The following is an 18,411-nucleotide window of genomic DNA, read 5'->3' as shown; positions in this document are numbered from 1 at the left end:
CCCGCGAGCAGCGCCCGCGGCGGGGGAGGGACGGGGGTCTTCGCATCCCCACGGCTTGCCACAGCGGTCCGGGCGGGATAGACACGAGAGCACGAGAACCGGAGGCACGATGTCGAACCCGCGCTACTACGACCCCGTGGGCAAGGCGGTCCGGGCGCTGCTCGTGCTGAGCCTGGTCTGCTTCGCCCTGGCGGTGGGCATGTTCGCCCTCGACATCGTCATGCCCGGCACGATGACGGACGAGCGGCGGCCCTGGGCCGAGGCCAGCGGGGCGCTCGCCTCGTTCGGCGTGCTGGCCCTCATCGTCTACTTCGCGACCGTCGCGATCGTCGGCGCGATCCGGGGCCGCGGGCAGTAGCCCCCGGCTCCGACGCCGCCGTCCGACGAGAACGCGTCCGGCCCGCGGGATCCGAGGATCCTCGTGGGCCGGACGCGTTCTCGCGAGCCGTCAGGCGCCGGTCAGGGGCACTTCTTCGCGGTGATCGTCACCTTCAGCGTGGCGTCCGGAGCGACGGGGGAGCCGCCGGCCGGCTCCTGCCCGGTGACCTGGCCGGCGTCGGGCGCCTTCGGGTCCTCGGCGCAGGCGAGCGTGATCTTCGTGAAGCCGGCGGCGCCGAAGGCGTTCTTCGCGGCCTCCAGATCCTGGCCCGTCACGTTCGGCACGATCTTCTGGTCGCCGGAGCTGGTGAACACGGTGATCGCGGTGCCCCGGGGGGCCGAGCCCGACGGGTCGGCGCGGGTGACCGTCCCGACCGCTGCGTCGCTCGCCTCCGTGCCGCCCTGGACGACGCCGAAGCCGGCCGCCTCGAGCTTGGCCTCGGCGTCGGCGGAGGAGAGCCCGACGACGTCCGGGATGTCCACCTTCGGGACGACCTGCAGCGAGCCGTCGGCCTCCGGGAAGTCGGTGCCGCCGTACCTCGCGTCGGCGGCGCGCATCACGACCGGCCAGATGCGGTGGCGCGCGGTGGCGGCGGATCCGGAGTCGAAGGAGTAGCGGCCGAGGCGCAGGTTCGCGTCGCCTTTCACGTTGAACACGCCGACGGCGGTCGCGACGCGGGTGCTCGCTCCGGTCATCCAGGTGGCCTTCGCGTCGTCGGTGGTGCCGGTCTTGCCGATCAGCGGCACCCCGTCGCCGGTGCGGGAGGCCACGGCCGTCCCTCCGCCGGTGAAGGTCGCCTGCAGGGCGACGGCCGCGGTGGCGGCCACGTTGCGGTCGATCGACTGGCGGCAGTTCGCCGGGGGCACCGGCTGGTCGGCTCCGGCCGAGTCGGTGATGCGGTCGATCGCGACGGGGTCGCAGGTCGTGCCGCCGGAGGCGATGGTGGCGAAGGCGCCGGCCATCGAGAGGGGCGAGACGTAGTTGGTGCCGAGCACCGACGACGGGTTGTGCTCGAGCTCCTCGCCGCTGCCCTGCTTCACGCCCATGTCGACCGCGGTGTCGCGGATGCCGCACAGGTCGAGCTCACGGGCCATGCCGACGAAGCCGGTGTTGAGGGAGGTCTTGGTGAAGGACACCGGGGTGCCGACCTCGCCCGTGCCGCCCTCGTCGTTCTTGGCGCTCGTCTCGTTGCTCGTGTCGGTGCCGCCGGCGACGCAGGAGTCCGTGAAGGTGCCCCAGGTGGATTTGCGGGTGCCGTCGACCGACTCGTTGATGCTGTGGCCCTCCTTCAGCCACTCCACGAGGGTGAAGAGCTTGTAGGTCGAGCCCGGCTGGATCCCGGAGGATCCGCCGTTGGCCTGATCGGTGCTGTAGTTCACGGCGCTGTAGGACGGGTCGGTCGTGAGGACGTCCGGATCCTGCGAGTACTTCTTGTTCTGGGTCATCGCGAGCACGCGCCCGGATCCGACCTCGACGCTGACCGAGACGGCCCCGACGTCGAAGTTCCAGGTCTGCGGGACCTGCGCGTCGACGGCGGCGACGGCCGCGTCCTGCAGGCCGACGTCGAGCGTCGTGTAGACGTCGAGGCCGCCGCGGCGGAAGTTGGTCCAGCGGGTGTCCTCGTCGGCGCCGAAGATCTCGTTGTTCTTCAGGACGTTGGTGACGTAGTCGCAGAAGAAGCCGGCGTTGCCCGCGGTCGAGCAGCCGGTGCTGGGCTGGGTGATGCGGGGCTCGATCGGAGTGGCCACGGCGGCGTCGTGGTCCTCCTGCGAGATCTTCCCCTCCTCGAGCATCTTGCCGATGATGTAGTCGCGGCGGTCCTTGTTGCGGGCGTAGCCGTTCGCGGCGCCGTTGTCCGGATTGTCGGGCTGGTCGATCCGCAGGACGGCCGGGTTGTTGACGATCGCGATGAGGCTCGCGGCCTGAGCGATCGAGAGATCCGCGGCCGAGGTCGCGTAGTAGTAGTTCGCGGCGGTCTCGAGGCCGTAGGTGGTGCCTCCGAAGAACGCGATGTTGAGGTAGCCCTGGAGGATCTGGTCCTTCGTGTACTGCTTCTCGAGGCCGATGGCGAGCTTCATCTCGCGGAGCTTGCGCTCGGGGGAGGTGCGGGTGGCCTCGTCGATCGCGGCCGCGCGCTCGGCGTCGTCCGAGATGTTGCGGACGGCCTTCTCGACGAGCACGTTCTTCACGTACTGCTGGGTGATCGAGGAACCGCCCTGCACGTCGTTGCCGAGCACGTAGGTCTGCGCGACGGCGCGGAGAGTGCCGGGGAGGTCGACTCCGCCGTGGTCGTAGAAGCGGGGGTCCTCGCCCGAGACGGCGGCGTCCTTGGCGGCCTGGGCGATTCGGTCGAGCGGCACCTCGACGCGGTTCTCGACGTAGAAGGAGGCGAGCAGCTGCGGGGATCCGTCGGAGCCGGTCGCGTAGATGTTGCTCTTCTCGGAGAGCTTGTCGACCTCGAGGTAGTCGGGCAGGCCGTCGAAGACGCCGATCGACTGGTTCGCGGCGACTCCGGCGAGCGCCACGGCGGGGGTGACGGTGACGGTCACGAGGACTCCGGCCACGACGCTCATGCCCAGGAAGCCCACGATCGCCTTGACCACACCACCGGTGGTCCTTCTGTCGGACGCCAAACCTTCTCCTTCGCGAATCCCCCCGGATGCTGCGACGACCGCGGCCGACGCCCTGCACGCTCCGTGCGGCAGGTCAACCTCGACAGACTAACCCGAGAGCCCCCGAAGACGAAGGCCCGGCCAGAGGCCTGAAAAGACCCTGACCGCCACCCGGGCGACGGCGTTCCCTAGGCTGTCGGCATGGCGAGCCCCTCCTCCGACCCCCGACCGGCCGACGCGACGACCTCGGAGGCCGCTCCGGTCGCGCCCCCGCAGGTCGTCCCCGCACCGCCCACGGGCGCCCTCTCGTACGCTCTCGGCTTCCTCGCGTTCATCGGGATCCCGTTCCTCAGCCTGATCGTGGGCGGCATCGTCATGGCGTCCGTGTACCCTTCCGCCCGGAGGAAGGGCGGGCTCGCCGCGGAGAACGCGCGGAACGCGGCGAACTGGGGGCTGACCGTGATCCTGATCGGAGTCGTGACGCTCGGTGCGCACGTCGTGCTGCTCTTCGCCGCCTCCGACACCCCGCTCGCGAAGGACTTCTACCCGATCGGCATCCCGATCACGCTGTTCGCCGTGCTCTGGCTGGTGCACTTCGTGCTGATCATCTGCGGACTGGTGAAGGCGAACCAGCGCGAGGTGTTCCGGCCGCGCATCGCGATCCCGTTCCTGCGCCCACCCGCGGCCTGAGCTCAGGCGCCGACGGGCCAGAGGTAGTCGAGGCCCGGCGGCGTGCCGGGGAACAGCGGGCCGTAGTGGTCCTCGTCCTTGGTCACGAGCTTGGAGCGGTGCGAGAGGTGCAGCCGCTCGTCGCCGAACCACGGCGGGAGCGGGTGGTCACCGGTCAGGTAGGCGGCGAGATCCTCCGGGGCGGCGGCGAGGGCCTCCTCGGTCTTCACGAGGCACGTGTCGGCGAAGCCGCGCTCCGTCCACTCCGCGCAGGTCTCGCGCTGGTAGGTCATCAGCGCCGGCCGGTAGCCCCGCCACATCCGCGTGACGGGGTGGTTCTGCCAGCCGTACCCCGGGACGGTCAGCGCCCGCATGACCTGCAGCGTCTCGACGCGCTGCTTGCCGAGCCGCTTGCTGTCGAGGGCGCGGACGCTGCGGTGGAAGTCGGGGTAGGGGAGGAAGGTCTGCACGCCTCCCAGTCAACAGCGGCCCGTCTCCCTCCGGCCACCCTCCCGTCACGCCGATGTCGCCTGGCGTGCGTAGCGTCCGGGGCATGACCGGACTCCCCCTCCTCGCCACCGACGACGTGCAGCTGCGCTGGGCGCGGCCCGAGGTCCTCGACTCCGCCCGCCACCGGATGCTGCGCCTGCTCACCCTCGCCGAGCGCCTCCGGTACGAGGCGACGGGGCGGCGTGAGGTCCGCGACAGCTTCCTCCTGGGCCGGGTGCTCGTGCGCGAGCTCGCTGCCGAGACGCTCGGGATCGACCCGCTCGAGGTCGCGGTGGACGCGCGCTGCGAGCGCTGCTCCGGTCCGCACGGCCGGCCGGCGCTCCGCGGCGAGCATCCGGCGCTGGAGCGGATGCGGATCAGCATCGCGCACTGCGACGGCGCAGTCGTCGCGGCGCTGGCGACCGGCCGCGACATCGGGATCGACGCGGTGCGCGCCCGCAGCGTCCGCGATCGGGTGGCCTCCGGGGTGACGACGGCGGAGCAGGTGCTCGCCGATCTGCGCTCGCAGGCGGTCGCGAAGGCCGACGGGCGCGGGACGTCCAGCGACGAGCCGATCCGCTTCCGCACCCGGGAGGGCGCGACGGAGGCGTGGATCGAGGGCTCGAGCCGGTACTTCGCCGTCTCGGAGCCCACGGTCCACTCGGCGCTCGTGGTGGCGGTCGCGGTCGCTCAGGAGTGACCGCGGAGCGTCGTCCCCGGGCGATGCGCCGGCCGGCGCCTAGGCGAACAGCGACAGCGTGATCGTCGAGTGGTAGGAGCCCGGCTCCACGTCGGGTTCGGCGAGCAGCCGCAGCTCGGCGTCGGCGCTCCAGGTGCCGGCTCCGCCGGCGGCTCCGAGCAGCAGCGCGTCGCGCAGGCCCGTGCCGCCCTCGAGTGCCGAGGCGACCGGCCCGCCGGCGGCGGCGCCGGTGCCGGTGAGGACCCGCGGGGTCCAGCCGAGGTGGTCTGCTCCGATCGACGCGCTCGCACTGGTGAGGGCGCTCGCCGAGGCCAGGACGTACCAGGCCGTCGGGGAGCCGCTCCGCGAGTCGGTGACGGTGACCTGGGGCAGCCCGCCGGTGAATCGGCGCTGCACAGCCGTGGATCCGGCCTCGACGAGGTCGACGGCGTCGGCGGCGACCGAGAGCGAGAGGGAGCCGGGCTGCGCGGGAGGGGTGATGTCGACGTCGACGTCCACGCCGTCGAGGTCGTGCAGCAGGGGTGGGGTGCGAGCCAAGTCCTCGCCGGTGAGCGGATCGGCGGCGTCGGGCGCGGTGGCGGAGGGGGAGTCGGCGGGCAGGTCTGCGGTGGGCCGGTCCGCGGGGGAGGAGCCTGTCGTCGGCTGCGCGGGCTCGACGGGGTCCGCGGAGGAGGGGCTCGAGGAGCGGCGGTCGGAGGCGCCGGATCCCGCACCGGGAACGGAGGGGTCCGCAGTCGACCCCGTGTCGTCCGCGGGCGAGGTCGCGGTCGGGGTCGACGCCGCTTCCGGAGCGGTCATCGCCTCGGGCGCGAGTGCGGCGGAGGCGAACACCACGGAGAGCACGAGGGCCGTCGTCGGGACGAACGCGGCGAGAGCGCGGGTGGTGCGGGTCACGGACGGTCCAGTTCTGCGGGCTCTGCGATGCGCCCGCATGTGATTCCTACCAGGAGCGCGAAGAGCTCTGCACCCCCGCTTCCGGGTGGAGCGCCGCGGAGCGCGCCAGCGGGCCCGGCCATCCCCGTATGGGCGTAAGATCCGACACATCCTCAGCGCCTCCTGAAAAGAGTTCCATGGCCGTCGTCCGACCGTCCTTCCGCGGGGCGGCCATCATCGCCGCGTGCGCGACCGCATTCCTCACCGCCGGGTGTGCTTCTCAGAGTGGACCTCCGCCGGCGCCCGATCTCGACCTCGGCCCCTACGCCGACGTCCACGCGGTCCTCGACCCTGCGACGGAGTCGATCAGGACGCCGATGGACGCGTACTTCCTCGACGAGAAGGCGCTGAACCGGATCGACCAGGCGAACAACCTCCTCTTCAGGGAGTGCCTCCGGGCGAGCGGCCGTTCCTTCCCGCCCGCGGAGGTCGACCTGACGGCGCTCCCACCCCGCCCCGACACGTCCTTCGGCATCTGGAGCCCCGAGCGGGCGGCCAGGCTGGGGTACGGCTTCGACGACTCTGGGGATGCACCGTTGGAAGCGGCGAACCAGGCGTCCATCGCTCGAGGAGACGCCGATCCGGGGTGGGGTGCGGCGACGGATGCCTGCGACGAGTCGATCGAGCGCCTGCCCCATCTCGGACGCTCTTCCGGGAGCGACGCCGCCCGAGCGGTCGCAGGGCCGGCCTACGACGTCCTTCACGACGCAGGAATGCTCTCCTCGGCCGACCCCCGATGGGAGGAGGCCCGCTCCGAATGGATTTGGTGCTCGGAAGAGCACGGACACCGGTTCGATCCTGCGGAGCCGCACGCCTCGGGGCCCGAGATCCCGGATGATCCGGAGGCCGCGATCCGGACGCCGTCGACGCCGCCCACCCCGAGCGCTCGGTCGTCCAGACGGTCGCCGACCTGCGGCTGCTCAGCCGGGGCGTGAGCAGCGACCTCGCCGCGAACCTCCTCCTCGTGTCGCTGCTCCTGCTCGTGCTGGTCTGCCTGACGAGTGCGACCTCGATGTTCCTCGCCGTCTCGGCGCGCACCCGCGAGATCGCGCTGCGGCGGGCCGTCGGAGCGACACGGTCCGACATCAGGGCGCTCTTCCTCGCCGAGGGGACGGTGATCGGAGCCGCGGGCGCCGTCTCGGGCCTGGCTCTGGGGGTCCTCGCGACCGCCGTGCTCAGCGCCGCGCAGGGCTGGGCGCCGGTGCTCGACCCGCTCAGCGCCGCGGCGGGAGTCGTGGCGGGGATCGGAGCGGGCGCGGTCTCGGCAGTCGCCCCCGCCCTCCGGGCCGCGCGCATCGAGCCCGCACTCGCCCTGCGCGCCGGATGATGCGCCGCAGATGCAGAGGAGGGAGCGCCCGCGGGCACTCCCTCCTCCGTCACGACCGGTCGACCGGTCGCCGCGTGCTCAGCAGACGCGGGCCGGGTAGGCCACCGTCTGCGTGAGGGTCTCGGAGCCCGCCGTGGCGGTCACCGTCACCTGGCTGCCCGGCATGCTCGCCAGGCGGGTGGTGAACGCGGCCGATCCGCTCGCGCCCGCAGCCACCGCGGTGACCGTCTTCGAGCCGTAGGCCGAGGTCATCGCGACGTCGATCGGAGCGGTGCCGCCGTTCTTCGCGAGGACGGTCAGCACCGCCTTCCCGGCGACGCAGCGGGACGTCACGGTCACCGGCGCCGTCAGCGCCGGCGCGGCCGCCTCGGGGACGACGATCTCGCCGATCTTGAGGAACGAGCCCGGCGTGGAGAAGGTCAGCTTCAGGCCGGTGGCCGAGACCGCCGCGAACGGGATCGTGGTCAGCGAGCCGTTCGCCGCCGGAGCGATGTTCTGCGCGGTGGTCGGCTTCCACGTGCCGTCCTGGGCGCGGTAGGCGACGCTCACCGACGCCAGGGTGCCCTCGGCGTTGGTGAAGGTGAGCCCGGCGACGCGGTGCGCCTCGGTGTTCGTCAGCGTGAACTCGGCGCTGCCGGCGAAGGTGCCGTCGGTCCAGGTCGACCAGGGGGTGCTCACGTTGCCGTCGCAGGCGTTCTTCGCGGGAAGGGTCGCGTACTTCGTCTGGCTGAACGACGCCGAGACCGCGGCTCCGGGGACGCGGCAGAGGTTCGTCGGCGGCGCGGTGCCCCAGATCTGCACCTCCGAGATCGACTGCCACGTGTTCGCCGCGCTGGTGAGGTGGAGGCGGAGGCCGGTGGTGTCGGGCAGGGAGGACAGGTCGAGGATCGCCGTCGGTGCGGATCCGGTCGCGACCTGGCTGAGGGTGGTGGCGACCGAGGAGGTCGTCCACGCGCCGTTCACCTGGTACTCGACCTCGATCCGCGAGGGCCAGGTGGCGGTCGCACCGTCCTTGTAGGTGGTGACCGTCACCGAGTCGAGGTTCTGCGCCGAGCCCCAGGAGAAGGAGAGGCGGCTGTCGCGCGGGTAGCCGGCCGAGGACCAGTCGTCCCAGCCCTTGCCCGCCACGTCGTCGTCGATCAGCTCGCCGGCGAGGTCCGTGCGGCTCGAGACCGCGACGGACGCTCCGGGAGCGAGGTTCGCGATGCCCGGCTCGGCCACCTCGATCGTGCGGGTGAAGCGGCGGCCGGAGGAGAATCCGGCGTCGGCGGCGAGCGTGCCCGTCACCTGCACCGTGCCGAGCTCGGCGGGGCCGGGGGCGGCCCAGGTCACGGCGACGTCGCGGGTCGAGCCGTTGCTCGAGACCGAGACCGTCGAGGGGAGCGCGGCGGCGATGTCGGCACCGCGGCGGACCTGCTTCGGCAGTCGAGCGTCCACGACCGACCAGACGCCCTCGCCGACCCCCTTGTCGTCCCAGTAGGAGAGGTCCCAGCCGGATCCCCAGCGCGCCGGGTCCTCCTGAGCCGGGTTCCGCATCTCGAGGCGGCCGTTCTCGCCGACCGTCATCGGGAGCCAGACGTACGTCGAGTCCGACTTCCCCTCGTTCCAGCGGTCGCCCATGTAGACGTACTTGCCGGGAGCGAGGGTGAGGACGTTCGTCGACTGCGAGCCGAAGGTCGTCTTGCGGGAGTCGCCGATCGAGAGCAGGCCGTCGCCGCCCTCCGGGATCGCGTTGTAGGCGACGTTCTCGTTCGCGTCGCCCTTCTCGACTCCGCGGGTCCACGCGCCGAGGATCGAGTCGGCGGTGTAGTAGGTCTGCGGGTTCGGCGCCCAGCCGGTCGCCCCGGAGGCGATCGTGTAGTACTTGCCGCCGTTGGCGAAGATCGCGGGCGCCTCGAGGTGTCCGCACTCCTTGACGATCTGGAAGTCGGTGCCGCGCACCGGTGCTCCGGCCGCACCGTCGGCGAAGACGTAGGGGTACGTCCCGTCCGCCGAGTACTGGTCCGCGTCGAGGGTGTCGGTCGTGGTGGTCCGCTCGACGTTGGTGTAGTCGGCGTCGAGCTTCGCCACGTAGAGCGAGTAGTTCTCCTCGGAGGAGTAGGAGATGTACGCGGTGCCGTCATCGTCCTGGAAGACGGTCATGTCCCGCGCCTGCCCGGGCACGGCGGAGGTGGTGCAGGCCTTGTAGTCCGTGCGGTTGTAGAGGCGGTAGACGCCCTGGAGCGTGAAGGGCCCGGTCGGGCTGTCCGAGACGGCGACTCCCGCCATCGAGCGCGCGTAGGTGCTGCCGCCCGGGGTGGTGCGGCCGTCGGAGTGCCACCACATGACCCACTTGCCGGTCTTCTCGTTGAAGAGGACCTTGGGGCGCTCGAAGATGGCGGTGTTCGGCGAGGCCTGCGTCGTGTCGAGGTGGTGGTCGAGCTCCGCGATGCGGTCGGCGCGAGGGGCTCCGGAGTCGTCGACGGTGTCGTAGAGCGCGTCGAAGTAGGGGGCCTCGAGGTCGGCCGGAGCCGAGACGCTGCGGAGCGCGGTGCCCTCGTTCTCCCAGTTGTGGCCGTCGGTGGAGCGGTAGACCGCGACTCCGGGGCTGTTCCAGTAGCCCTTCGTGCGGTCCTCGCCGTACCAGTACTGGACCTGCTGCCCGCCCTCCTCGACGGTGACGATCTGGCCGCCGTGCGCCTGGATGTGGCGGCCGTCGGTGTCGTACCAGGAGGGCTGGAAGTAGCCGGCCGCGGTGCTGCCCGGGTCCTGGACCGCCGGGTAGTCGGTGTAGGTCACGGGCGTCGAGGTGCGGGGCACTCCGTCGTTCGGATCCGTCGCCACGGCGGCCGAGGCCGACTGCGCTCCTGTTCCCAGGAGTGCTGCGACGAGCAGCGCGGCCACCGCTGCGGCGGCCGTTCGTGGTCGAGACGTCATGCTGTGCTCCTTTGCACCGGGGACTTCGCGTATGTTCACGCAAAAATCAGGCTTCCACGCGCCTGTGTCGACGTCAACATCCCCGCGCTGCTGCCGCAGCGCTCCGTCGATCGGCCTCGACCTCGCCGCCGCCGGATCCGCGGCCGCTCAGCCCTGCGCTGCGAACGCCCCGCCCTGCCCGAAGACGAGCTCCGCGAACCGGCGGCCGATCAGCTCGTGCGTCTCCGCGTCCGGGTGGAGACCGTCCGGGAGCGGAAGGCGCTCGGCGTCCTCGGCTCCGTAGAGCGCGAGTCCGTCGAGCAGTCGCAGCAGCGGGTCGTCGGAGCGCACCGCGACGACCTCGGCCAGCACCTCGCGGACCACCCGCAGGGTGAGCCGTCCGGTCGCGGTGTCGCCGGGCTCTCCCGTCGCGGTGAAGCGCGGCGCCCCCGTCGCGAAGGAGGCGGGGTCGACGGCACCCGGTCCGGGGGTGTCCTCGTGGATCCCGCAGAACACAGGAGTGATCAGGAGGAGCGGCGTGGCGGGGTGGCCCTCGCGGATCGTGTCGAGGAAGCCGTGCACCGCGGGCCCGAGGGTGCGGCGGCGCATGCCGTCGAGGTTCACGAGGTTGATGCCGAGTGCGACGCTGATCAGGTCGGCCGGGGTGTCCCGCATCAGGCGCGCGGTGAAGGGGTCGGCGAGCGCGCTCCCGCCGAAGCCTAGGTTCACCAGGCGGGCGCCGCTCGCCCGGGCGGTGACGGCCGGCCAGATCCCGGACGGCCGCGCCGCGTTCGAGCCCTGACTGATCGAGCTGCCGTGGTGCAGCCAGACCGGGCCGGTGAGCGGCGCCGGATCGAGCGGTGCGTCCGAGCGCAGAGCGACGAGGTCGACCGCCTCGTTGTGCGGGAGCAGCAGCTCCACGAGGGACGGCCCGTCGGGGAGCTCCAGCGCGACGGTGTCGAGGAGCCCGGGGATCAGGTCCCGGCCGCCGGTCGCGAGGTCGAGCTCGATCGCGTCGCCTCCGGTCAGCTCCTGCGAGGCGGCCACCGTGCCGTCGACCAGTGCGTCGATCGCGCCGCGAGGCCGGGGCAGCCCGCGGTAGGCGACGCGCGTGGCGTGCACGTCGAGCTCGACCCGCCGGGCCCGGGTGATGAAGGAGATCCGGACGCCCGAGGGCTGCGCCTCCATCAGAAGGAGCTGCGCGTCGGCGTCGCGCTCGCGGGCCCGGCGGGGGAGTCGGTGCGGCCGGACCCCTCGCGGCACGGCTTCCAGCTCGATCGCGCCGTGGACGAACCGCTCGGTGAGGGGGGTGCTGATCATGCGGGGGAGTCCTTCCGGCGGGTCCAGCGGCTGAGGAGGAAGTGCAGAGAGTCGAGGAGCTCGCCCCACGACTGCGCGGCGGGCGGGCTGCTGTGGGCGAAGCTCCCCAGGCGCTCGAGGGTGAGGAAGCCGTTCAGCGCGGCGCCCAGGACCCGGACGGCGTGCACCCGGTCCTCGGCGGGGATCGCGTAGCCGAGGAGGACCGCGTCGGTGAGCTGCACGACGCGACGGGCGGCCGGGGCGGCGACCGCGTCCGGGCCCGCTGTGCGCTGCAGCGACTCCCAGAGGCCCGGCCGCTCGCGGGCGAAGGAGCGGTGAGCGCTGGCGAACCCGTCGAGCGCCTCCCGGGCCGAGCGCCCGGCGATCGCAGCGGCGATGCGGTCGGAGAGCTCGCCGAGGGCGAGGACGGTGATGCCGTCGCGGAGGGCTGCGAGATCGCGGACGTGCGTGTAGAGGCTCGGCGTCTGCACGTCCAGTGAGCGGGCGACCGCGGCCAGGGTCACGGCCGTGAGGCCGTCGGCATCGGCGATCGCGGCGGCACGGGCGATCACGGCGGAGGAGGTGAGGGAGCGGCGGGGCACGAGGTCAGCCTACTAGCCGTAGGAAGTGACCTACAGGCCTGAGGTCAACAGCCCTCGAGGAGCTCGGCCAGGACTCCGTCGACGACGTCCAGGGGGGAGTAGCGGGCGATCGCCGCCGCCATCGCCTGAGCGCGCGAGCGGTAGGACGGTTCGCCCAGCACCCGGGCCACCGCCGCTCGCAGCGCCTCGGCGCTCGGACGACCGGTGCGGAGGTCGATGCCGGCGCCGACGTAGGCCACGCGCGCCGCGACCTCGGGCTTGTCCTCCGCAGCGCCCGCCACGACGAGGGGCACACCGTGGCGGAGGGCCAGGAGGGTGCCGCCGAAGCCGCCGTTGGTGACCACGGCCGCCGTGAGCGGCAGCAGCCGGTCGTAGGGGAGGAACTCCGCCGCCCGCGCGTTCGCAGGGAGCGGCCCGAGCCCGGCGACCGGGGCGCGGCCGGTGCTGACGACGACGAGCACGTCCTCCTCCGCGAGCGCGTCGAGCGTCGGCCGGACGAGCTTGCCGAAGTCGTGGTTGTCCAGGGTGCCCTGCGTGACGTGCACGACCGGGCGGGAGCCGTCGAGGTCGCTCCACCAGGAGGGGAGGGCGGCGGCGGACGGAGTCGGCGGGACGGGACCGGCGAAGACGACGTCCGCGCTGAGATCCGACCGCGGGTACTCGAACTCCGCCGGCCCCAGCTGCACGAAGCGGTCGAAGGCTGCGGTGAGGTCGAGGACGAAGGTGCGCAGAGTCCCGCCCGAGGCCTCGGCGACCATCGCGGCGGCGAGCCGCTGGGTTCTGGCGAAGAGGACCCGGGCGACGACCAGGTTCAGAGCCGTGTTGCGCAGGCGTCCGAGGGGTGTGGAGGAGGGCGGCAGCGCCGTGTTGAACGGAGCGACGTCGCGGCTGACCTGCACGAGCGGGCCGATCCCGATGCCCACGATCGGAGGTCGCGCGGAGCGCTCGCCCTCGAGGAGCGGGAGGACGCCGGCGAAGAAGGAGTCGACGACGATCGCGTCGACGGGCTCGCGATCGAGGATCGCCCGCACCCCGCGGTACTGATCGGGGATCGTCGCGACGAAGGTCTGCTCCACCTGGTAGCGGGAGAGGGCGAGCCCGCGGTAGCGGTGCAGGTCGGGCAGGAGCCCCGCTTCGTCGCGCTCGTCGAAGTCGGCGCGTCCCGGCAGCGGCACGGACTCGAGGCCGGCGGACCGCGCCGCGTCCGCGAAGCCGGAGCCGGTGAGGGCGATCACCCGGTGTCCGGCGTCGGCCAGATGCCGCCCGATGGCCAGGAGCGGTCCGGCGTGTCCGGAGAGGGGGGTGCTGCACAGCAGGACGGTGGCCACGTCGGCTCCTCGCGTCAGGGGGTCGGGTCGGGATCGCTCGGGGGGAGGAGGAGGCGGGTGAGGGCGTCGCCGAGGAACTGCTCGAGCTCCTCCGCCGACCAGCCGCGCTCGAGGGCCAGGATGTTCCAGAGCTGAGGGCTCGCGAGGGCGTAGAGCACGTCGCCGGCCCGCTCGGTGCTCATGCCGTCGCGGAGGGGTCCGTGCAGCAGTCGCGCGAAGGCCTGCTGGTCGGCGAGGCGGCCGGAGCTCTGCCGGGTGAGGTCCTCCGCGAGTGCGGGATCGTCCTGCGCTGCGCCCGCCATGATGCTCCAGAGCGGCGCCGCCCGGTGCGCCAGGGCCACGGACTCGCGTGCGAGCCGCCGCAGCTGCCGCTCGGGGTCGGTCTCCGCGGCGATCTCGGCGACCCATGCCTGGTCGGTCACGGCCGCCTCCGAGTCCCCGCCCGTCGTCCTCGCGGCGGTCAGGGCCCGCAGGACGTCGGCCTTGGCTCCGACGGCGAGGTAGATGGTCTGCACCGAGACCCCGGCCGTGCGCGCGATCTGCGTGATCGTCGTCGCGGCGTAGCCGTGCTCCGAGAAGAGGGCTGCGGCCGCGTCGAGGATGCGTCCTCGAGTCCTGGCCCGGTCCGCCTCGCCCCTCTCCCGGCGCTTGCGGGAGTCGTAGGGGCGCGGGGTACTCGCCTTCTCGTCGCTGCCGTTCATGGCACCAGCGTAGGCGGGCGTCTCGGATCAGCGGTCGGCGGATGCCCGGCGCAGTGCCCGTCGGGGCGGTCGTGCCGGGGTGCGTGACGACGGAGGAGGGGCGCGGAGTCGGCGGCCGGCGCGGAGGCCGAGGTTCCCGCCGCGGGGTGCCGACGGCGAGCGCGGCGGCGAGGGCGAGGGTGAGCAGGTGCTTCGACAGGAGCTCCTCCGGGTCGCGATCCTCTCAGTGGCGGATCGTCTCCTTCAAACTGTAATACAATTAGAGTGGAATTGCCATCTAGTCGAATGAGCCGGACCCGGAGACGACGACCGCCCCCGAGCCGGAGGGCTCGAGGGCGGTGGGTCGTGCGGTGCGGCCTAGCCGCCGACCGCCTGGCGAGCACTGTCGAGCCCGCTCGAGAAGGCGTCCGCGGAGGAGACGTTGCCCGCCTCCAGCTCGACCAGTGCGCCCGAGAGCGCGGCGCCGATCGCTCCGGTATCGGGGCCGTCGACGAACGAGGGGAAGTCCTCGACCGAGGTCGCGATGACCTCGCCGATCGCCGAGTCGCCGAAGAACGGATCGGTGTAGGCGCGGACGCTGTCGCTCTGGAGGGCGGCGGTGGCGGCGGGGAACGTGCCGGAGGTGGCGAAGTGGTCCTCCTGACCCTCCGCCGACATCATCGTCTGGATGTACTGCCACGCAGGGCGACGGCGGCCGCGGCGGAGACGGCGGTCAGGATTCTTCTTCTCACGGGAGTCCTCTTCATCGGGGAGTCGCCGCGGCGGTCCGCGGCCGGAGATCGATCTCTTCCCAACGCTAACCCGTGCTCTCGGAAGCGTGCGAGCGCTATGCAGTTCTTCCGGATATCGATCTCAGCGACGTGAGGATCTCGCGCGCTCGAGGACGGCCGCGATCACGGCGGACTTCGCCTCGGCGTAGTCGTTCCCGTCCTCCCAGCGCCGGAGGAGGAGAGACGCCTTCGTGCTGCGGTAGAGCTCGCGGTCGGCCGGATCGGCGCGGAGCCGGTCGCGCAGGAGCAGGTACGCGTCGATCGCGGGATGCCCCTCCTCGTAGACGTGCACGTGGGCGTCCCGTTCGGGGGTGCGGACGAGCCGGTGCCCGGGCTCACGGACGCGGAGGACGTAACCGGCCGCCAGCAGCGGTGCGACGTGGTCCTCCTCCGCCGTGATGTCGGGCACGACGACCAGCACGTCGACGATCGGCTTCGCGGGCAGGCCCGGGACGGAGGTCGAGCCGATGTGCTCGACCCGCACGCCCGGGACCGCGTCGAGGATGCGCCGCCGGTGCTCCGAGAACAGGGCGGACCACTCGGGGTCGTACTCGTGCAGGGCGAGCTCGAGCGGCTCCGGTCCTCCGACGAGCTCGACGGAGACGACGTCGGGGCGGCGGGGGGAGCGGTGCGGAGTCACCGGGTCATCCTGCCAGGGGTGCCGCAGGGCGGGTGCGGTTCACTGGAGCGGTGAGCACCCTCCTCGTCACCTCGCATCCCGACCGCGACTCCCTCACCGCCGCCCTCGCCCGGCGGCTGCGGGAGGAGCTCGGCCCCGACGGGGTGGAGACGGCCGACCTCGACGCCGAGGGCTTCGATCCGCGGTTCGGCGCGGCCGACCGGGACCGCTACCGCGGTGTCGCCCCGATTCCCGACGACGTCCTCCGCGAGCAGCGCCGACTCGACGGCGTCGACCACCTCGTGCTCGTCTTCCCCGTCTACTGGTGGTCGATGCCCGCGCTGCTGAAAGGCTGGATCGACCGCGTCTTCCTCGCCGGCTGGGCCTTCGACATCGACCCCGTCCACGGCACGCGGCGGAAGCTCGGCGGGCTCACCGTCCACCTGGTCCTCGTGGCGGCCGACTCCTCCGGCACGTACGAACGGCACGGCTACGAGCAGGCGCTGCTCACGCAGATCCAGCACGGGATCATCGACTACTGCGGCGCCCGTCGCGGCGAGGCGGTCTTCGTCCACGAGTCCGAGCGTGAGGACGAGGCGGGCCGGCGGGCGGCGGTCGAGGACGCGGTCGCACGGACCACGAGGGCCGTCCGCGGCTAGTCCGCCCGCAGCTCCCCGGTGACGAGGGCCCGGCGCCTCCGACCTGCTGACCCTCCACGGCGCGGAGCACTCGCTCGGCGGGATCGTCGGGGACTCGGTGGCGGAGACGACCGATGCGGACCCCGGGCGAGTCGCCGCGGTGCAGCGGCTGAGCACTGCCTACCTCCGCACCGCGCTCGGCGTCGATCCGCGGAGCTGGGGCGCCGCGCGGGACGCGTTCCGCCACTACGGGGCCGCCCTCGGCCGGATCGACGGGAAGGAGCGGCTTCAGTCGACCCCCGGTGACCACCGCCTCACGTGCGCGGTCAGCCCGGACGAGTGCGGCCCTTCCGATCCGTCACTCACGGCCCGTCGCCGAGGGGCGGACGGCCGTTCGTGACGGATGAGCGGCGCGGGTCCTGCCGTCAGCGCGGGGCGCGCAGCCCGGCCAGCGGGCCGCCGTGCAGCGGCTCGGTCTCCCAGCGGACGCGGGCGGTGCGGTCGGGGGCGAGCTCGACGTGCAGTCGGTGCGGGGTCTCGAGGAACACGATGTCGACCAGGACGCCGTCGCCCGAGGGTCCGGCGCTCGCCGCGAACGGCCCGTCGACGGTCCAGGCTCCCGCGCCGGGCGTCACCGCGAAGCGCTCGTCGCCCTCGGTCAGTGTGAGCGTCCAGCCGCCCTCGTCGGCCGTCACCTCGACGGCGTCGGGCCACGATCCGGCCGACGTGAAGCTCCCGGTCGAGGGGGAGGCGCCCTCGAGCGGAGGCAGGGCGAGCGCCGACAGCCGGTCGGCCAGCCGGGCGTCGGCTTCTGCGGAGGATCCGCGGCCGACCGCGGGGAGCAGGTGCTCCCAGGCGAGCGCGAGCAGCGTCTGCGTGTCCGAGTTCTGGCCCGTCAGCGCGATCACGAGCTCGTGCTCGGGCACGATGAGGCTGAACTGCCCGTACGCGCCGTCCGCGCGGTAGCCGTGCAGCGACCGCCAGAACTGGAAGCCGTAGCCCTGCTGCCAGTCGGGTCCGCCGTCCTCGTGGGTCGGGACGTGCGCGCGGGTCGCCTCGGCGACCCACTCCGGCGACAGGATCCGCCGGTCACCCCAGCGCCCCTCCTGCAGGTACAGCAGTCCGAGCGCGGCGGCCGCCTCGGTGGTGGCGTGCAGGCCGCTGTAGCCGAGCTCGCGCCCGGAGTCGTCGCGCTGCCAGGCGACGTCGCCGATGCCGAGTGGATCCAGCAGGCGCGGGCGGAGGTAGTCGGTCAGCGACTGCCCGCTCACACGCTGCACGATCGCGGCGGCGGCGAAGGTGCACGGCTGGTTGTAGGCGAAGACGCTGCCCGGCTCCTGCTCCGGCGGGAGGAGGAGGAAGCCGCGCACCAGGTCGACCGGGTCCAGCGCCTCGGCGCGGTCGATCGTCTCGGCGGAGTGGCCGCTGGCCATCGCGAGGACGTGACGGACGCGGATCGCACGCGAGCGCGGATCCGTCACCTCGGCGTCGAGCTCGGGGAAGTAGGAGAGGACGGTGGCGTCCAGGTCGACCAGGCCCTCGGCGACCGCGAGGCCGACGGCGGTCGAGGTGAAGCTCTTGCTCAGCGAGTAGAAGAGGTGCAGCCGCTCGGCCGAGTACGGCGCCCACCAGCCCTCGGCGACCGCGTCGCCGCCCTGCACGATCATCAGCCCGTGCAGCTCGACGCCGGGTGCGGCCTCGACCGCCTCGACGAAGGCCAGCACTCCCTCGGCGTCGACGGAGCGGGCGGACGGGGTGCTTCTCGGCAGTGAGCGCAACATCCTCCGATGCTACGACCGCGGCGGCGCCGCCTCCGCCCGGGGGCAGGAGGCGGCGCGGCCTAGGCGCCCGGGTCGGCCGGGAAGGGCCCGAGGCCGAGCAGGAAGCGGAGGATCGCGTCGGCCGGCACGCGCAGGGCGGGGCCGGAGCCGAGCTCCCACTCCGCGTCGGTCGGAGCGAGGGTGCGGCCGCGGACGGCGGCGCGGATCGCGAGCGGCGCGCGCTGCAGGCGGTCCAGGGCCACGCCGCCGGTGATGCGGGAGGAGAGGGCGAGCGGGTCGGGGGAGAGCGCGAGCTCGACGCGGACGACCTCGACCAGCTCGGCGACCGAGCGGGGACCCTCGCCGGCGCGGCGAGCGGAGGCGAGAGCGGCCAGGGCCGAGGCGATCTCGGCGGGAGGGGGAGGGGAGGAGGCCTCGCGGGCGCCCATCCGCGTCGCGAGGCGCTGGCCGGTGCTGCTCGAGAGCCGCACGACGAGTTCTCCGAGCAGGGCGTCCCGGGAGACGGCACTGGCCGCCTCGCCCTCCGTGGTGGAGGGGGAGGCGGCCAGGACGGCGAGGCGGTCGAGCCTCTCGGCGACGAGGGGGCGCCAGTCGTTGCTGACGCCCGTCTCGTCGACCGAGGGCCCGGTGCTCAGCGGCAGGAACCGCGACCAGTCGGGCACGACCGCA

18 protein-coding genes are annotated in these 18,411 nt (G+C 73.0%); 6 read left to right on the top strand and 12 right to left on the bottom strand.

Annotated elements, in window-relative coordinates; genetic code table 11:
• The first annotated feature begins 109 nt into the window (after positions 1-109).
• Positions 110-358, top strand: a complete 249-nt coding sequence (locus C5C24_RS06145) for a hypothetical protein (protein WP_104224361.1) — start codon at positions 110-112, stop codon at positions 356-358.
• Positions 359-459: 101 nt separating this feature from the next.
• Here C5C24_RS06145 and C5C24_RS06140 read toward each other — a convergent pair whose 3' ends face one another.
• Positions 460-3,012 carry a transglycosylase domain-containing protein gene (locus C5C24_RS06140; protein WP_258065062.1) on the bottom strand — a complete coding sequence of 851 codons (2,553 nt, stop codon included), beginning with the start codon at positions 3,010-3,012 and terminating at the stop codon, positions 460-462.
• Positions 3,013-3,192: 180 nt separating this feature from the next.
• On the opposite strand from C5C24_RS06140, the gene C5C24_RS06135 reads away from it, so the two are divergent.
• Positions 3,193-3,681, top strand: a complete 489-nt coding sequence (locus tag C5C24_RS06135; RefSeq protein ID WP_104281758.1) for a DUF4870 domain-containing protein — start codon at positions 3,193-3,195, stop codon at positions 3,679-3,681.
• A gap of 2 nt (positions 3,682-3,683) precedes the next feature.
• Here the strand turns inward: C5C24_RS06135 and C5C24_RS06130 are convergent, their stop codons facing one another.
• The gene (locus tag C5C24_RS06130; protein WP_104281757.1) at positions 3,684-4,130 is read right to left on the bottom strand and encodes an MSMEG_6728 family protein; all 447 of its coding nucleotides are present in this window, start codon (positions 4,128-4,130) and stop codon (positions 3,684-3,686) included.
• A gap of 83 nt (positions 4,131-4,213) precedes the next feature.
• Between C5C24_RS06130 and C5C24_RS06125 the strand changes: the two genes are divergently transcribed.
• Positions 4,214-4,849 (top strand): 4'-phosphopantetheinyl transferase superfamily protein, encoded by a 636-nt coding sequence (locus C5C24_RS06125; RefSeq protein WP_104281756.1) that lies wholly within the window; start codon positions 4,214-4,216, stop codon positions 4,847-4,849.
• A 39-nt stretch (positions 4,850-4,888) separates the two neighbouring features.
• Here the strand turns inward: C5C24_RS06125 and C5C24_RS06120 are convergent, their stop codons facing one another.
• Entirely contained in the window at positions 4,889-5,743 is an 855-nt protein-coding gene (locus C5C24_RS06120) for a hypothetical protein (protein ID WP_104304551.1), read from the bottom strand.
• A gap of 176 nt (positions 5,744-5,919) precedes the next feature.
• On the opposite strand from C5C24_RS06120, the gene C5C24_RS06115 reads away from it, so the two are divergent.
• The gene (locus tag C5C24_RS06115) at positions 5,920-6,717 is read left to right on the top strand and encodes a hypothetical protein (protein WP_104304550.1); all 798 of its coding nucleotides are present in this window, start codon (positions 5,920-5,922) and stop codon (positions 6,715-6,717) included.
• Positions 6,714-7,109: an ABC transporter permease gene (locus tag C5C24_RS06110; protein ID WP_181135489.1), complete on the top strand. Its 396-nt coding sequence runs from the start codon at positions 6,714-6,716 to the stop codon at positions 7,107-7,109. The genes C5C24_RS06115 and C5C24_RS06110 overlap by 4 nt, the downstream gene beginning before the upstream one ends.
• A 78-nt stretch (positions 7,110-7,187) precedes the next feature.
• On the opposite strand, the gene C5C24_RS06105 is transcribed toward C5C24_RS06110, so the two are convergent.
• The 7 genes from C5C24_RS06105 to C5C24_RS06075 form a co-directional block, all read right to left on the bottom strand.
• On the bottom strand, positions 7,188-10,025 hold the full coding sequence (locus C5C24_RS06105) for a discoidin domain-containing protein (protein WP_104304548.1): 2,838 nt from the start codon (positions 10,023-10,025) through the stop codon (positions 7,188-7,190).
• A gap of 147 nt (positions 10,026-10,172) precedes the next feature.
• Entirely contained in the window at positions 10,173-11,324 is a 1,152-nt protein-coding gene (locus tag C5C24_RS06100; protein WP_104304547.1) for a GDSL-type esterase/lipase family protein, read from the bottom strand.
• Entirely contained in the window at positions 11,321-11,905 is a 585-nt protein-coding gene (locus tag C5C24_RS06095) for a TetR-like C-terminal domain-containing protein (protein WP_104304546.1), read from the bottom strand. Before C5C24_RS06095 ends, C5C24_RS06100 begins: the two co-directional genes overlap by 4 nt.
• Before the next feature lie 44 nt (positions 11,906-11,949).
• A complete protein-coding gene (locus tag C5C24_RS06090; RefSeq protein ID WP_104304545.1) occupies positions 11,950-13,233 on the bottom strand; it encodes a glycosyltransferase in 1,284 nt (427 codons plus the stop codon).
• A gap of 14 nt (positions 13,234-13,247) precedes the next feature.
• The gene (locus tag C5C24_RS06085) at positions 13,248-13,934 is read right to left on the bottom strand and encodes a TetR/AcrR family transcriptional regulator (protein WP_104276709.1); all 687 of its coding nucleotides are present in this window, start codon (positions 13,932-13,934) and stop codon (positions 13,248-13,250) included.
• Positions 13,935-14,291: 357 nt separating this feature from the next.
• Entirely contained in the window at positions 14,292-14,594 is a 303-nt protein-coding gene (locus C5C24_RS06080; protein WP_146082536.1) for a hypothetical protein, read from the bottom strand.
• Positions 14,595-14,786: 192 nt separating this feature from the next.
• On the bottom strand, positions 14,787-15,344 hold the full coding sequence (locus tag C5C24_RS06075) for a GrpB family protein (RefSeq protein ID WP_104304544.1): 558 nt from the start codon (positions 15,342-15,344) through the stop codon (positions 14,787-14,789).
• A gap of 50 nt (positions 15,345-15,394) precedes the next feature.
• Between C5C24_RS06075 and C5C24_RS06070 the strand changes: the two genes are divergently transcribed.
• The gene (locus C5C24_RS06070; RefSeq protein WP_104304543.1) at positions 15,395-15,982 is read left to right on the top strand and encodes an NAD(P)H-dependent oxidoreductase; all 588 of its coding nucleotides are present in this window, start codon (positions 15,395-15,397) and stop codon (positions 15,980-15,982) included.
• Between the two features lie 404 nt (positions 15,983-16,386).
• Here the strand turns inward: C5C24_RS06070 and C5C24_RS06060 are convergent, their stop codons facing one another.
• Together C5C24_RS06060 and C5C24_RS06055 are read right to left on the bottom strand one after the other, a co-directional pair.
• Positions 16,387-17,742: a serine hydrolase gene (locus C5C24_RS06060; protein WP_104304542.1), complete on the bottom strand. Its 1,356-nt coding sequence runs from the start codon at positions 17,740-17,742 to the stop codon at positions 16,387-16,389.
• Between the two features lie 59 nt (positions 17,743-17,801).
• The gene (locus C5C24_RS06055) at positions 17,802-18,404 is read right to left on the bottom strand and encodes a hypothetical protein (RefSeq protein WP_104304541.1); all 603 of its coding nucleotides are present in this window, start codon (positions 18,402-18,404) and stop codon (positions 17,802-17,804) included.
• Between the last annotated feature and the right edge of the window lie 7 nt (positions 18,405-18,411).

The organism is Rathayibacter sp. AY2B3 (assembly GCF_002931755.1).
GTDB lineage: Bacteria > Actinomycetota > Actinomycetes > Actinomycetales > Microbacteriaceae > Rathayibacter.
The sequence above is the reverse complement of the archived record's forward strand: the minus strand, read 5'-3'. Positions and strand labels throughout refer to the sequence as shown.

Coding starts and splice junctions, on each gene's coding strand:
- C5C24_RS06105 (WP_104304548.1), bottom strand. CDS start 10,025: ATGACGTCTCGACCACGAACGGCCGCCGCAGCGGTGGCCGCGCTGCTC.
- C5C24_RS06060 (WP_104304542.1), bottom strand. CDS start 17,742: ATGTTGCGCTCACTGCCGAGAAGCACCCCGTCCGCCCGCTCCGTCGAC.
- C5C24_RS06135 (WP_104281758.1), top strand. CDS start 3,193: ATGGCGAGCCCCTCCTCCGACCCCCGACCGGCCGACGCGACGACCTCG.
- C5C24_RS06080 (WP_146082536.1), bottom strand. CDS start 14,594: ATGATGTCGGCGGAGGGTCAGGAGGACCACTTCGCCACCTCCGGCACG.
- C5C24_RS06145 (WP_104224361.1), top strand. CDS start 110: ATGTCGAACCCGCGCTACTACGACCCCGTGGGCAAGGCGGTCCGGGCG.
- C5C24_RS06100 (WP_104304547.1), bottom strand. CDS start 11,324: ATGATCAGCACCCCCCTCACCGAGCGGTTCGTCCACGGCGCGATCGAG.
- C5C24_RS06115 (WP_104304550.1), top strand. CDS start 5,920: ATGGCCGTCGTCCGACCGTCCTTCCGCGGGGCGGCCATCATCGCCGCG.
- C5C24_RS06085 (WP_104276709.1), bottom strand. CDS start 13,934: ATGAACGGCAGCGACGAGAAGGCGAGTACCCCGCGCCCCTACGACTCC.
- C5C24_RS06125 (WP_104281756.1), top strand. CDS start 4,214: ATGACCGGACTCCCCCTCCTCGCCACCGACGACGTGCAGCTGCGCTGG.